The organism is uncultured Algoriphagus sp. (assembly GCF_963974835.1).
Lineage (GTDB): Bacteria > Bacteroidota > Bacteroidia > Cytophagales > Cyclobacteriaceae > Algoriphagus.
Map to the genome: position 1 here is coordinate 1 of NZ_CAXBET010000009.1, position 15,068 is coordinate 15,068.

The 15,068-nt window shown below is 40.5% G+C and carries 12 protein-coding genes and 1 riboswitch; of the genes, 11 read left to right on the forward strand and 1 reads right to left on the reverse strand.

From position 1 onward, the window contains the following. Positions 1 to 619 precede the first annotated feature (619 nt). The 3 genes from AACZ73_RS16125 to AACZ73_RS16135 are packed head-to-tail and all read left to right on the forward strand — an operon-like array spanning position 620 to position 3,820. Entirely contained in the window at positions 620 to 916 is a 297-nt protein-coding gene (locus AACZ73_RS16125; RefSeq protein ID WP_339879417.1) for a hypothetical protein, read from the forward strand. A gap of 2 nt (positions 917 to 918) precedes the next feature. Beyond that, a complete protein-coding gene (locus AACZ73_RS16130) occupies positions 919 to 2,754 on the forward strand; it encodes a tyrosine/phenylalanine carboxypeptidase domain-containing protein (RefSeq protein ID WP_339879419.1) in 1,836 nt (611 codons plus the stop codon). A gap of 22 nt (positions 2,755 to 2,776) precedes the next feature. After that, a complete protein-coding gene (locus AACZ73_RS16135) occupies positions 2,777 to 3,820 on the forward strand; it encodes a glutathione synthetase (protein WP_339879421.1) in 1,044 nt (347 codons plus the stop codon). Between the two features lie 203 nt (positions 3,821 to 4,023). On the opposite strand, the gene AACZ73_RS16140 is transcribed toward AACZ73_RS16135, so the two are convergent. Further along, positions 4,024 to 4,974, reverse strand: coding sequence for a succinylglutamate desuccinylase/aspartoacylase family protein (locus AACZ73_RS16140; protein WP_339879422.1), 951 nt, complete (start codon positions 4,972 to 4,974; stop codon positions 4,024 to 4,026). A gap of 534 nt (positions 4,975 to 5,508) precedes the next feature. On the opposite strand from AACZ73_RS16140, the gene AACZ73_RS16145 reads away from it, so the two are divergent. The 8 genes from AACZ73_RS16145 (at position 5,509) to AACZ73_RS16180 (ending at position 15,043) form a co-directional block, all read left to right on the forward strand. Continuing rightward, a complete protein-coding gene (locus AACZ73_RS16145) occupies positions 5,509 to 5,892 on the forward strand; it encodes a hypothetical protein (protein WP_339879423.1) in 384 nt (127 codons plus the stop codon). Positions 5,893 to 6,345: 453 nt separating this feature from the next. After that, positions 6,346 to 6,458, forward strand: a riboswitch (TPP riboswitch). A 30-nt stretch (positions 6,459 to 6,488) separates the two neighbouring features. After that, complete coding sequence (gene pnuC, locus AACZ73_RS16150) at positions 6,489 to 7,115, forward strand: nicotinamide riboside transporter PnuC (RefSeq protein WP_339879425.1); 627 nt, start codon at positions 6,489 to 6,491, stop codon at positions 7,113 to 7,115. Further along, a complete protein-coding gene (locus tag AACZ73_RS16155; RefSeq protein WP_339879427.1) occupies positions 7,093 to 8,166 on the forward strand; it encodes an acyl-CoA dehydrogenase family protein in 1,074 nt (357 codons plus the stop codon). The genes pnuC and AACZ73_RS16155 overlap by 23 nt, the downstream gene beginning before the upstream one ends. 142 nt (positions 8,167 to 8,308) lie before the next feature. Further along, positions 8,309 to 9,811, forward strand: coding sequence for a rhamnogalacturonan acetylesterase (locus AACZ73_RS16160; protein WP_339879429.1), 1,503 nt, complete (start codon positions 8,309 to 8,311; stop codon positions 9,809 to 9,811). Between the two features lie 57 nt (positions 9,812 to 9,868). After that, positions 9,869 to 10,186, forward strand: a complete 318-nt coding sequence (rhaM, locus tag AACZ73_RS16165; RefSeq protein ID WP_339879431.1) for an L-rhamnose mutarotase — start codon at positions 9,869 to 9,871, stop codon at positions 10,184 to 10,186. 11 nt (positions 10,187 to 10,197) lie between these two features. Continuing rightward, entirely contained in the window at positions 10,198 to 12,978 is a 2,781-nt protein-coding gene (locus tag AACZ73_RS16170) for a glycosyl hydrolase (RefSeq protein WP_339879433.1), read from the forward strand. 443 nt (positions 12,979 to 13,421) lie between these two features. Beyond that, on the forward strand, positions 13,422 to 14,849 hold the full coding sequence (locus AACZ73_RS16175; RefSeq protein ID WP_339879435.1) for a hypothetical protein: 1,428 nt from the start codon (positions 13,422 to 13,424) through the stop codon (positions 14,847 to 14,849). A 2-nt stretch (positions 14,850 to 14,851) separates the two neighbouring features. Next, a complete protein-coding gene (locus tag AACZ73_RS16180; RefSeq protein WP_339879436.1) occupies positions 14,852 to 15,043 on the forward strand; it encodes a hypothetical protein in 192 nt (63 codons plus the stop codon). Positions 15,044 to 15,068: the final 25 nt, after the last annotated feature.

Here is a 15,068-nt window from a genome sequence, read left to right on the forward strand (position 1 = left end):
TCATATCAATCAAAAGCAGCTTAATCTATTGTCCAGTTTTTTGTTGCAAATCCACTCCATGTAATCATAATATCACTCCCTTTGCCGCCGTTCGTGTCTTCACGAATGGCTTTTGAATCGGGACCAGGTTTGATGGACACAGGTGGTTTGGTAAAATATAATTGGAATCATTTCCATCCTCCCACATCAACGTACGTTTCCATAGGACGATATTGGGCAGAGGTGAATCATTTGTTTATCTCTTTACCCCCAGTTGAAACCAGGGGCTATCGAAAAATTGGAGCACTATGTAGTCACTTAATACCATATGCTTTGGTGACCCGAGAACATATGCTGCTTAATTCGTGATCAAAAGAATAAGAAAAAAATGGCTACAAGTCGTATTTAAAAATGGACACAAAAATAAATTGTAGCGCTGCTAGTCCTCCCTACCCAAACTGGGAACAAACCTACTCAAGAGTCCATACCAAGCATTTTTTAATCTGAAGCTGATCCTCCGTAATTCACGCACAATCATGCTATGGGGCTTGTAAGGCTAGATTTAACTTTTTTAAAGAAGTCACAAATTCAAAGGGCATCCTGATTGCCTATTCTATTCCCACACTAAAATGTATTTAACATGACTACGAATAATTCAGAAAACCACAAGAACTCCATCCAAAAAACTACCGAGCAACTAGCAGAAGAAGCCAAAGTCACAAAAGAAGATCTGGATGCATTAGGACCGAGAAGTGCAAATCTTAGTGACGATGATGGAGATGATGAGCTTTTACTTCAGAGAAAAGAAAGAGTTGACTTTGCCGGAGAGGAACTGGATGTACCGGGAAGTGAACTTGATGATGAGCAGGAAGAAATAGGTTCTGAGGACGAAGAAAACAATTCCTACAGTCAGAGTAATGAAGATGAGGACAAATAGATATGATCAATAAGAAGACAAAAGATGCTATTTCTAATGCCTTAAAAACAGGTAATGCGCTTAATATGCAATTGGGCAAGAAAAACCGCTTTAAGATAGAACGGCGACTACCCTTTTTATTGATTCATAGATATAGAGAAAATGAAAGGTCTCCTATTTCAGATCTGGTAGCAACGGAAAGCTCCTATCTGATCGCGGATGCTTCCACGGATAATAACAGCGATACCGCAATTTTGGTCAAAGAACTGGCTAAGGAAATCGCTGATGATTATGGAAGTGTGATGCTTTTGGAGGTATGGATAGGCAAAGCTGATAGCACATCTTTTATCATCAAGTCAGCAAAAGATAAGGCTCCAAATACAGTGAAAGCTTTTCAGGATGGCCTGAAGAAATTTACAGAAATCCAACCTACACTGGATGTAAAGGTTGAGGAAACTACGATCAGACATCCGGAAGGTATCTCTGATTTCCTAACGCTAAAGCAATGTCAGGAGGCTGGGATTTATCTGATGGGTTTGGAGATTCCTCCTTTCTTCCAAAATGAACTTACAGGCGAGTTTTATTACCTGGTGTTCAAGGAATTTAAAAGGGCTTTTTCCGGAATCCTTAGAAAATCGATTTTCGAATTTCTTAGAGTGCAGACATCTTTTGATATAGAAAATTATCAGCGATTGGGAAGTACAGCCATCGACAATGCGGTTTGGGAAGTCGATAAAAAGCTATCTGAGATAGAAGCAAAATACCAATTTCTGATGCTTATCTCTCCTACTAATACGCTTCAGGCTAAGGAAGAATTCATCGCTAAGCAGCATAAAATCAATCCCAAATTCCTTTACAGAAATCTACCTGTAGATCCTGACAGACTGAAGGAAGAACTTTTCTCCATCAATCTAAGGGATATAGAAGATCCTACGCTGGCGTTTTTGTACACAGAAAAGCGGGAGGAACTGGAAAAGCAGATTACAATGCTGAAAGAGCGTGGCACAAAGAACTTTATGTACAGCAGCATTCGCCTGTTCAGCTCGCCTGGGGTAGAGCTCTACGAAACTGCCAAATATCTTCTGAAAACACTTCCACCCGATAATTATGAAAATGTCAAATGGATAGATTGCTACGATCTCGCGAAAATCTGCACTGAAGAGATCTCCAAATACAGGGAGGTCTACCCGTCATTGGATGCCAAAGTGCAAGTCAAACATGACATAGTAGGAATGCTTGTTTCCAGAGGACAACTCTACATAGGTGAAAGTTTCAAAGTTCCTGAGCATAGGGTTCAGGCACTGGTCCATCACGAAGTAAGTACACATGTGCTTACCTTCTACAATGGTAAAATGCAACCATTTGGTCAGATGAGCAGCGGGTTTGCAGACTACGATGAGCTGCAGGAAGGCCTAGCAGTATTAGCAGAATACCTTGTAGGTGGATTGACAAATAACCGATTGAGAATCCTTGCAGCAAGAGTGATTGCTGGTAGGACTTTGACCGAAGGTCAGACTTTCGAGGAAACGTATAGAACACTCACGGTAGATTATGCAATGTCACCCGAGCAGGCATTCCAAATAACAGCCCGAACATATCAAGGCGGCGGATGTACCAAAGATATAATCTACCTCAGAGGTCTGATCAAACTGGTGGAATACCTAAAGAATGGTGGGGAACTTGAGCCTTTGTATGTAGGCAAAATTGGTTTTAAGCACATCCCACTAATTAAGGAGCTAAGGATCAGAGGAATTATTAAACCCTCCCCGCTCTTCCCCTCCTATCTCAAAACCCAGTTTGCAAAAGAAAGACTGGAAAAACTTAAAGCAGGAATGGACCTTCCCGAGCTTGTCAATTAACTAAACCACTAACTATAATTATATGAAAATTGGAATAGTAGTAAATCAAATCGAGACCGAAACGGCTGCTTACAGCACCACCATGATCTCATCTGCAGCCGTTCATCGCGAGCATGAAGTTTACCTTATTTCTGTAGGTCAGCTCAGCTATCTTGAAAACGGTCATATGGGAGCGATAGCAACTAAAGCTCCCAAAACTAAATTCAGAAGTCTGGAAAAATACATGGATGCAATCCATAGTCCACAGGCTGAAAAAGTAAGTATTTCTTCCGCGGATTTGGATGTATTATTTCTCAGAAACAATCCTTGCGAGGAATTTGGGGAGCGTGCCTGGGCACAGACCGCCGGAATGATCTTTGGCCAGATAGCAATGGCAAATGGAGTACTGGTCGTAAATGATCCTTACTCCTTGATGTCTTCCTTCAATAAAATGTATTTCCAACATTTTCCTGAGGAAGTTCGCCCTAAGACAATAATCAGCCGGGATTCAGAGGAGATCAAAGAATTTTATAAGAAAGAGAAGAAAAAGATCATCCTGAAGCCTCTCCAGGGTTCCGGAGGAAAAGACGTGTTTCTGGTGGACTCTGACAAGAATATGAATCAGATCGTAGAAACTATTAACAGATATGGTTTTGTGATTGCCCAGGAATATTTACCTGCTGCCAAAAATGGAGATATCAGAGTGATTATGATGAATGGAAAAATCCTCCAGATAAAGGGAAAAGTTGCTGCAATTAATAGAGTTAATAGCAACGACATCCGAAGCAATCTGCATACAGGAGGAAAAGCTATTCATGCTGAAATCACAGATGATATCCGAAGACTATGTAAAATAGTTGGCCCAAAACTAGTCCGCGATGGAATGTTTTTGGCAGGTATCGATATCGTGGGAGACAAAATCATGGAACTCAACCTCGACAGTCCAGGAGGTATCAATGCGATGCACAGATTGGAAGGAGTAGATTTCTGTGGAGAAATGATTGCCGCACTGGAGCGAAAAGTGGAATATCAAAGGTATTACGATGGCAATCTGCCAAATGCTTATTTGGCGACGTTGGATTTATAGATCGCTCTTTAAAATTTATTCAATAATGCCAGTCTCATTAGATTCTTTACATCTTTGGTCAGAAGACGGAAGACTGAAGTAGCCTCAATTTTAAAATGAGACAAATTCTAAATTGCTTTTGCTTCTTTAATTGAAGAAAAGTGTTCACACATAAAACAGACAGGGAAAGCTTCCATTAGTTTTACCTGTTTTTTTCGTTTGAACTAATCTGCAGGCATTACGATAAAGAAACCGTCGGAGCCTTGTTGTTGATAAAGAGGTAGAAATACTCTTGCGTCTGAATCTGCGAGAATTTTCTCACCGTCTAACTTTGCCAAAAGCTGGCCTTTTTTAATTTCCGAGAAATTTTCAAATCCTTCCTCCATAGCAAACTCACATCCGTCTTTGAGATTTAGCCTATAGGTAACTTCAAAGTTATCCCTAGTAGGCGATGATTCTTTTAGCAAATTATGATAATGGGCATAATCGATCACGCTCTTATCCAGCATTCCATTATCCACCATTACCACCCAAATCGCTGCTTCATGAAAATCTACTGATTTGGGATCATCATGTTGACCTGCTTCCATGGTAAACCCTGTGTGTCCCTTCAATGTTAAAAAATGATCGAAGTGTCCGGGAATAAATTTTTCAATTCCTTTTACCACGGGCAAAGGCATTTTCTTAGCGAAGTCGAAATTTTCCTTTTTCTTATTAACACTTATATAAGGAGGCGTCCTGGATGACGTAGTGTGCAAATCCATAAATAAAAACTTCTCCTGCTTTTTGTTATTTTCTATAGCTTCCACTATAGCCGCAAGGTCATGAAATTCAGATCCTTCCTGAAAATCAGCTATTTCTCCCGACTTTAGCCGATCAGCAAATTCCGGAGTACAGACTCTGTTCAAATCCTTGTCTATTAGCCTTACCCCTTTCTTTAGAGCTGTCATATTTCCGGAAACCCCTATGAGTCTACCTTTAACAAATGGTTTACTTGTCTTAAGTTTTTTGAACACGCGCTGAAGTGCCAGAATCCCACTTGGTTCATTACCATGAATACCTGCACTTGCCAGCAAAAATGGGCCTGGTCTGGAAAACATCCCATCTGTTGGGTATTCACCTATAATCCGTGTCAATCCATCAGCATTGAATAGTTCGCTATTTTTAGTTTCCATGATTCATTGGTTAAGTTATCATTTGGAAAATTCCAAAGACCATACCTTAAAAGTCATCTAGGAACTCAAATATGGGCGATTCAGCCAAAAATGAATTATAGGACATAAAACAATTGCATAAAATTTTCAGACGCGAAACCTAACTGTTAAGTGATTTACAAAATACGTTAATTCTGAGAGGTAAATTCCTCGATCTGAGCATTCAAAATCGCCATCTTTATTCTCCGCATTTTGGGTATTAAAGAGATCAAAATGAGCAGATTATAAGCAAATTATTTACCGTAAAATGTGTTCTTAAAAGTCGTCTTCCTAAATTATTATTTTTGACAATTCAGTAGGTTTTTAATTAAAAGCAAACAAAATTTTCTTTTTAAACTGCAAATTCAATTAAAAAATTAGATTTCAGAATTTTATTCCGAAATCCGGATGGACAGAATATTCATTTATTTCAGCTACTATCAAATTGGGTAGAATTTTGCCAGTGGATTATAAATACATTTTTCACATAAGATGTATTTATAAAACAACACAACTATGAGAACTCAATTAGTTATCTATCCAGCAATGATCGCATGTCTCAGCATGTCATGCGGAAAAAACAAAGACGATGTCAATACAGAAAGTATCGAAGCTCAAAATGAAATGAGTGGAGCTGTGCATGAGAATGATACCAATATGGTAAAACGCGACGGAACCTTATTGGATGGCGCTATGGACACTGCAGACTCCGTAAAATTACCATCTGCAGTCCTAGAAGTAATAGCTAAGGATGAAGCAATCTCCGAAGATAAGATCCAGAGTAAACGGGAATTCTCAGAAAATGGAATAACTTACTACGAAATTAGCTTTTTGACCGCCCAAGGTCAAACACATACAATGACATTTGACGAAGATGGCAAGTTAAAATCCGAGGATTAAAACCCATAGATATTAGAAGCGATGATGCCTCCATCGACCGGCTGTAGGTCACCAAAAGTTTACTATATTTATTAAGCCTCATACGCGTTAATCAAGGCCCAACAAGTAGACCCAAAATAGATTCAACTAACGAGTAGTAGGATCAATAAAAACCACAGACGAGAGGAGGCGCCATCGTTTTCATTTTTATACATGCATATCCACTTATATTACTGTAAAGAGAAAAAAGTAAAATACTATATTATAAACATATAAGTTGAGGCCACTTCTGCCTGTCCCGCCACTGCGGGAGTTTTTTAGCTTCGGTCTTCCCCACCAAATAATCAACCAGTCTAATCCGACATCCATCTCGGCAGATTATCATAGTATTTTTTTTATAAATGGTAATCGAATCTTCCCGGGATTTCTTTCTTCCTTTTTTGACGCAAAAACTAAAACCTAACTATATTAGCAAAATCAAATAAGGGGTGCCCTAAAAGTTACGGGCTGAGATCATACCCATCCCGATTTATCGGGAGCACCTGATCCGGGTAATGCCGGCGTAGGGATTAGATTACTGTTCTCCCTTTTTTGAATAATCATAAAACGTTATTCAAATGTTATTTTCTATTGACCTGAGTCTGCTCGCTGAGCAGATCAAAGCTACCAGTTTGTTGGAGTGGATCGCCGTTTCTTTTGGAGTGACTGAAGTCCTGCTCGCCCGCAAAAACAATGTCCTACTCTATCCAGCGGGTATTATCGGTATTTTATGTTCAGGGTTCCTGCTTGTAGATGCCAAGCTCTACGCTGAAACTTTACTTCACGCCTATTACCTAATCATGAGTATTTATGGTTGGACGATGTGGAAAAACAGATCCAAATCAGGAGCATCCCAAATCTCCCGAAGTTCAGTTTCTGAACAGAAAATCACCTGGGCCATTGCACTTGGAGGTTGGGCATTTCTCTATTTCATGCTTACTAACTTCACAGATTCCGATGTTCCTGTCATAGATGCATTTGTTTCATCTACTGCCTGGGCAGGCATGTGGCTTTTGGCAAAAAGAAAGCTTGAAAACTGGATTTGGCTGAACGTGTCGAACCTGATTGCGATTCCTTTACTCTTCCATAAAGAGCTGATTTTAATCTCATTACTAACCATTTTCCTTTTTGTCGTAGCTATTTTCGGATATTTCGATTGGAAGAAAGAACTAGACCAACGCCATGAACAACTCAAATCTGTTTAATCACGAACTAGCCGCAAAGGCAGAGAGCCTCGGGTATCTTCCAGAGGAATGGCTTGCTGAGATTTATGCTGAAAAATGGTTCAAGATTTTCGTTCCTGAAGAACTTGGTGGTTTGGGTTGCACCTTACCTGAAGCCCTGAAAATCGAGGAAAAACTAGCCAAACTAGACGGAAGTCTGGGCTGGACAGTAACGCTTTGTGCTGGCGCAGCTTGGTTTGTGGGATTTATGGATGAGTCAGTTCGAAAAGACATTTTTCCTGATGAAAAACTATGTCTTGCTGGAAGCGGATTTGTGGGTGGGAAAGCCGATAAAATCGGAGAAAATTACCTCATCTCCGGTAGCTGGACCTATGCTTCTGGAGCTTTACATGCTACACATCTCACTGCAAACTGTGAGATATTCGAAGAAGGAAAAGCACTACTAGATAAAAAAGGAAAGCCGGTAGTCAAAGCCTTTGTTTTGGATAGAAAAGACGTAGAAATTCTTGATGGCTGGAATTATATGGGGATGATAGCCACAGGAAGTCATGCCTTTCGATGCGAAAACTTAAGTGTTCCTTTAAATCGATGCTTTGAAATCCTTCCCAACAAAGCTCAACTCAAAGCTCCTGTATACCAATATCCATTCCTTCAACTTGCCGAGGCAACCTTAGCTGCGAATATTCTGGGTATTTCCAAACATCTGAAAGAATTGATTGAGCAATCTTTCTGGAAAAGACACGAGTACAGAAAGTATGACAAAAAACACCTCAGGTACTTCCAGGATCTACTAACCAAACAAGATAAAAAGCTTCAAAAGCTGAGAGATGAGTTTTATGGTCAAGTGAATTCTTCTTGGGAAGAATTGGAGCAAAAAGGTAAAATCTCTGATTCGCGATTGAAAAAAGTCAGCAAAATAAGCCGAAAACTTACCCAGCATTGCAGAGAAATAAACGGTAAACTTTATCCATTCTCCGGATTGGAAGCTGCAAAAACCCATACCGAACTCAATCGCGTTTGGCGGGATTTCAATACTGTTGGACAGCATGCCTTGCTGATATTTCCTTTTTAGAATTCAACTGTATTCAGTCAATTTCATAGGCAAAATGAATATTGACACCTTTAAAAGGTCAGCACAGGCAAGTTCGAAAAATTTTCTTCATTACATTAGGTCAGTGAAAAACAACACCTTTTTTTGCAAATCCTAGTGAAAAATGAAATTCAACACCCCTATCAAACCCTTTTTAATTCTTGTTTTAGCCCTCCTATTCACCGCCTTTCACGAGTACAAGGAAGAAAAGAAAACGCTTTACTTAATCGGTGATTCTACCGTCAGAAACGGCGGGGAAGGTAATTTACAACGAGGTTGGGGAAATGTCCTCCAGGAATTTTTTGACAGCACCAAGCTTGAAGTAAGCAATCAAGCCATGGCCGGCAGAAGTACCCGAACCTTTATCAAAGAAGGCAGATGGGAAAAAGTGCTGGAGACTCTAAAACCTGGCGATTATGTAATCATGCAATTTGGCCACAATGAAGGATCTGTTCCAGATACAACAAGGGCTGGGTATAGAGGTGTTTTGCGTGGAATGGGAGATGAAACCAAGGAACTTACTTGGCCAGATGGCACTAAAGAAATTGTTCATACCTACGGGTGGTATTTGGAGAAATTCATCACAGAGACAAAAGCTAAAGGCGCTATTCCTATCGTAGCCTCCATGATTCCCCGCAATAAATTCCAGGATGGAGATGTAGAAAGAGCCAATCAGGATTTTGGAAAATGGGCAAAAGAAGCTGCACGGCGTAAAGGCGCATTCTTCCTTGACCTCAATTCAATAGTAGCAGATCAATACGATCAATGGGGTCAGGAAGTCGTGAAAGGGCTTTTTGAGAGAGATCATACCCATACAAATGAAGCTGGAGCCAGAATCAATGCTTGGTCAGTCACTGAAGGATTGAAAGAGATGAAGGATTGTGATTTGAAAGATTATTTGAAAAAGGATAAGCCTACTCTATTTCTAATCGGCGATTCTACTGTGAAAAATGGACAAGGCGATGGAGCAGGTGGACTTTGGGGTTGGGGAGATTTTATAACGCCTTATTTTGATGAGGAAAAGATCAAAGTGCAAAACCATGCGTTGGGTGGCACCAGTAGCCGTACATTTCAGACCTACGGCATGTGGCAGAAGGTTCTGGATAAATTGGAGCCGGGAGATTACCTGATCATGCAATTTGGTCACAATGACTCCAGTCCATTAGACGATGAAGCGCGCGCTCGAGGCACGATCAAAAGTGCTGGATTGGAAGCTGAAAATATTTACAATCCAATCACAAAGAGTCAGGAAACTGTCTATTCTTATGGGCAGTATTTGCGGCAGATGATTTTGGCGGCAAAAGCAAAAGGCGTCACTCCTATCGTTTGCTCACTTATTCCTCGTAATAGCTGGAAAGAAGGGAAGGTTGTTACTGCTGAAAATGATTATGGACTTTGGGCAAAACAAGTGGCTGAAGACACCAAAACGGCATTTATTGACTTAAACCAGTTAGTGGCGGATCAATATAATGAGCTGGGAGAAAGCTATGTAAAAGCTCATTATTTTAATAACTCAGATCACACACATACAATAGAAGAAGGAGCCAAACTGAATGCAAAGATTGTAGCTAAGGCCATTAATGGTCTAGATGAAATAGGTCTAAAAGAATTCTTGAAAAATGAATAGTTTGGAAACAAAAGTGCTTTGCAGTTTCATCAATTCTATCTAAAAACTTCAACCAAAATGCCTCAAAAACTAGCCTTTCGAATGAAACTAATTCCAGGTTTCGAAGAAGAATACGAAAGAAGACATCGTGAGATCTGGCCTGAATTAGTTACTTTACTCAAGGATACAGGAATCATTGATTATCAGATATTTTTGGATAGAGAGACATCCTATCTTTTTGCATATCAGGTGATAGATGGAAATGCAAATTCCCAAGACTTGGGAAGCACAGAAATTGTGAAACGATGGTGGAAATACATGGCAGACATCATGGAAACGAATCCTGATAATTCTCCTATTTCAGTAGCCCTTCCCAACGTTTTCGAACTTCAATAACCCAACCCAAAATGCACGCTAAGTTCAAAATCCTACTCTTCCTTTTATCAATACTTCTTTTCTTAGGTTCTCAACAGATAAGTAAAAAAACTGCAGCTTCAAGTGAATGGCCTGAGATCACTCAAACGGCTAAACCCTGGACTCGCTGGTGGTGGATGGGAAATGCTGTGGATGAAAAGAATCTATCCAATCTGCTTGAAACCTATCATGAAGCAGGACTTGGCGGCGTGGAAATCGCTCCTATTTATGGAGCAAAAGGATATGAAGATCGATACATAGACCTTCTGTCTGAAGACTGGCTCAGCATGTTGGATTTTACGGTCACTAAGGCACATGCACTTGGGATGGGAGTCGATATGACTCAGGGGACTGGATGGCCTTATGGAGGGCCTCAGGTGAGCCTAGAGCATGCTGCAACTTGCATGGTAATTCAGAATTATGAGAAAGTAGATGGAAAAGAACTGGAGACTCCAATCGTTTTCGAAAAGAAGAAAGACTCTCAGCCTGATGCGCAATTAGTTGCCGTGATGGCCTATGATGCGAATAATAATGCCAAAGAAATTACCGAGTATGTTGATCAGGGTGGTAAACTGAACTGGAATAAAGCCGGAAAATACCAGATCAAAGCTATTTTCTTGGACAAAACTGGTCAGATGGTAAAGCGGGCGGCACCTGGTGGAGTTGGCTTCACGCTAGATCACTTCAGCAAATCAGCGGTAGATTCATACAATGAATATTTTGAAAAGGCATTTGCCGGAAAAGATTACGGCATTCGTTCATTTTATAATGACAGCTTCGAAGTCTATGGAGCAGATTTTACAGCTAGCTTTTTTGATGAATTTGAAAAGCGGAGAGGTTACGATTTGAAGGAGTTTCTTCCCTATCTGGAAAGTGAAGATGATTCTGAAATAGTTAGAAGGGTAAAATCCGATTATAGAGAAACAATCAATGATCTTCTGCTAACTAATTTCACCCAAAACTGGACAAATTGGGCGCATAGTCAGTCTAAACTTACCAAGAATCAAGCTCACGGTTCGCCGGGAAATTTGCTCGATCTTTACGCATCGGTGGATATTCCGGAATGCGAGACTTTCGGATCCAGCTACTTCCCTATTCCTGGCTTAAGAAGAGATAGTGCGGATATCAGAAATGTTGATCCAGATCCAATCATGTTAAAGTTTGCCTCTTCCGCAGCTCATTTGACCGGCAAAAACCTTGTTTCTTCTGAGACTTTCACTTGGCTTGGAGAGCATTTCAAATCATCATTCTCCCAGATGAAGCCCGAGGTGGAGCAGGCATTTTTGGCCGGTGTGAATCACATTTTTTACCATGGGGTCACTTACAGTCCCGAAGATGTCTCCTATCCAGGTTGGTTGTTTTACGCTTCGCTGAATCTTACCCAGCAAAATAGTCTTTGGCCACATTTCAACGGATTCAATGACTTCATTGCTAGATCACAGGCTATTTTGCAATCCGGTAAAGCAGACAATGAATTGCTTGTTTACTGGCCCGTTTATGACGTTTGGGCGGAGCCAAAAGGTAAAATGGAAATGATCACTGTACATGCTGTGGACGAATGGCTACATCCCACAGAGTTTTACAAACAGTCCAAGCAATTGATGGAATCTGGTTATTCTCTGGATTTTATTTCAGACGATATGATTTCAAAATCACAGGTTAGCAAAGGATTGATTCAAACTTCAGCTCAAAATTCTGCCAAGGTTTTGATCATTCCTGAGACCGAATTAATGCCTATCGAAACGCTACAGAACATTCTCAAACTAGCGGAAAATGGAGCAAATGTAATCTTTCAATCCAAGCCAAAATCTATTCCAGGATATCATGCTGACCAAGAGTCAAAAGAAAGTGCTTTCAATCAGTTATGGGGTTCTATTGCATTTGAAAGAGGAAAATCAAATGTTGGTAAAGGCGAAATCTACCTTTCCAGCGACCTGAGCAAAACATTGGGAGAGTTAGAAATTTACAGGGAAAAACTAGTGGATTCAGGATTGGGTTTTATCCGTAGAAAAGTAGCTGATGGGACGTATTACTTTCTTGTAAACCATAGCGCTACTACTATTTCCCAAACCATTTCCCTGAATACCAAAGCAGGAACAGTGATGGCAATGGATCCCCTGACAGGCAAGCGAGGCACTATTTCTTCAGAAAGCACAGCAGATGGAACAAGAGTTACCCTTTTCCTAAAATCTGGCGAATCAATTTTCCTCAAGACTTTTAATGACAAGGTAGATCTAGATATACCTGCTTGGCCAGACTACGGCAAATCAGCATCTACCACAGATATTTCCAAGAATTGGAAACTCACTTTCACTCAGGGTCAACCAAAACTTCCTCTTGCCCAATCTATGGACCAAATCAAACCTTGGACGAATAATGGTGATTCAATAGCCAATGATTTCTCAGGGCAGGCGACATATTCCTCTGAATTTGATTTCAAAAAGTCGGAAGGAAAGCACTATTTATTGACTATTTACAAGGTATATGAATCTGCCAAAATCTGGATCAATGGACAATATGCCGGTAATAGTTGGAGTATCCCTTACCAACTGGATATCACTGAGCAGTTGGTAAATGGTCAAAATACAATCAAAATAGAAGTGGCAAATCTGATGGCGAATAGCATTCGCTATCTGGATAGAAATGGCATTGAATGGAGAAATTACCATGAAATCAACTTTGTCAATATCGATTATAAACAATTTGACGCGAGTAACTGGAAAACCATGCCGTCTGGCCTGGGCGGGAAAATTCAGATATCACAGTTTGACTAGATCTAAATATCTTAATTCTCAATGATGCCATTGTACTTGTTTTCTTTGGTTTGCAGGCTAAAAGACCGAAGTCGGAAGACTCCCGCAGTGGAGGGACAGGCAGAAGTAGCCTCTACGCTAGAGTTAGTCAATTCCCCCAGTACTTATTGTACTTTTCAGGTAGGAGACTTATTTAAAGGAAACCATGTATAAAATTATGTATATGCGCTTTGCTATCAGTAAGATGTCAAAAGCAATATAAGATATGTTAAACTTAAAAATTGAGGCCACTTCCGTCTTCGGTCATCGGTCTTCCAACCTGATAAGCAAAGAATCTAAGGTGACTGGCATCATTGGGGATAATCAAATAAAATAAAAACTAAATGCACTCTTCACCCATATAGCACAGGATACTTGACAACTGTCGCTGGTATAATTTAAACTTCAAGCCCAAAAGAAAACCTATGTCATCAACCCAAAACCTAAAGCAGCGGCTAGAAGCTGTCAATGAATACGAGCGAACTCCCATTCCCAAAAACAAACTTAAAGGCTGGAAAAGCTTTATCGGAACCTACGCCGGAGAGCATACCGCAGGAACTGAGTTTGTGCTTGGGCCACTTTTCGTAGCTCATGGTGCTTCAGCTGGAGACCTGGTTAGCGGCTTGATTGTTGGAAATATTCTTGCCGTACTCAGCTGGGCATTTTTTACAGGAAAAGTTGCGGTCAAGACAAGAACTACGCTTTACTACCAACTGGAGAAAATCGCTGGAAACCGATTTACGCTGGTTTATAATTTAGTCAACGCTGCATTATTCTGCTTTCTCGCAGGTTCCATGATCGCAGTTTCAGCTACGGCAGTTGGTATACCTTTTAATCTTCAGATGCCTTCACTCACCGATGTTTACCCTAATAGTGTGGGATGGGTAGTTACAGTTTTCGGAATAGGTGCAATTACTACTGTTGTAGCCATGTTTGGCTTCAATGTGATTTCAAAATTCGCCAATATCGCTGCTCCTTGGATGATAATGGTATTTATTGCCGCTGCAGTTGGTGTACTACCTAGACTTGGGATCAATTCATTCTCAGACTTTTGGCCTGTGGCGGATAGCACCATTTGGAATGGAGTACCTCTGGAAGGTCAAAGCAAGTTTACGTTCTGGCACATTATGTTTTTTGCCTGGTTTTGTAACATGGGCATGCATATAGGAATGGCTGATATGTCTCTGCTTCGATACGCAAAGAAATGGACCTATGGATTTTCATCTGCTACGGGTGTTTTCCTTGGACACTTTATCGCCTGGATGGCTTCTGGAATTTTGTATTCCTTATTCTTGATTGAGTCGAAAGGAAGTTTGGTTTTCGCACCAGGACCGATCGCCTATGAAGCTGCAGGAATTGCAGGAGCTGTTTGCGTTATTATCGCAGGCTGGACAACTGCAAACCCTACCCTTTACAGAGCCGGTTTGGCAATTCAATCTATTAACCCAAAATGGAAAACTTGGAAGGTGACATTATTTGTAGGTTTGGTGACAACCATCGCTGCCTGTTTCCCTGCCTTGGTGATGCAGCTATTGGAATTTGTGGCACTTTACGGATTGATTTTGATGCCACTCGGAGCAGTGATTTTCCTTGATGTTTTTGTCCTTCGAAAAATGGGTCTGGCCAGCAACTATGCTGAGTTGACCAAATCCCATTTCAATCCAGCAGTAGGAATTACCTGGGCAATTTCACTAGTCTTCTGTTTAGGGCTTAATATTTATGGGGGAATTGAAATCTTCTTCCTAGGACTTCCAGGTTGGTTTGTAGCAGTGATTGTTTACCTAATCGCTTCAAAGGTTATTCAAAAGAAAACCATCATAAACGCAGCAACCTATACCAAATTAAGCTATTGATTATGAAATCATTACTTAAAATAATATCATTTATAGCTTTAGCAGTTACTCTTTTTCCTTCCTTTCTGGTTTTTAAGGGAATCATAAGCCCGGAACTTTCCAAAACACTTATGCTAATTGGGACGATCGTATGGTTTGTTTCCGCTTCTTTTTGGATGAATAGCTCTGATGAAAAGGAGGAAACTGACAACTAATCAGTAGTCCAGCTTCTGGAGATGC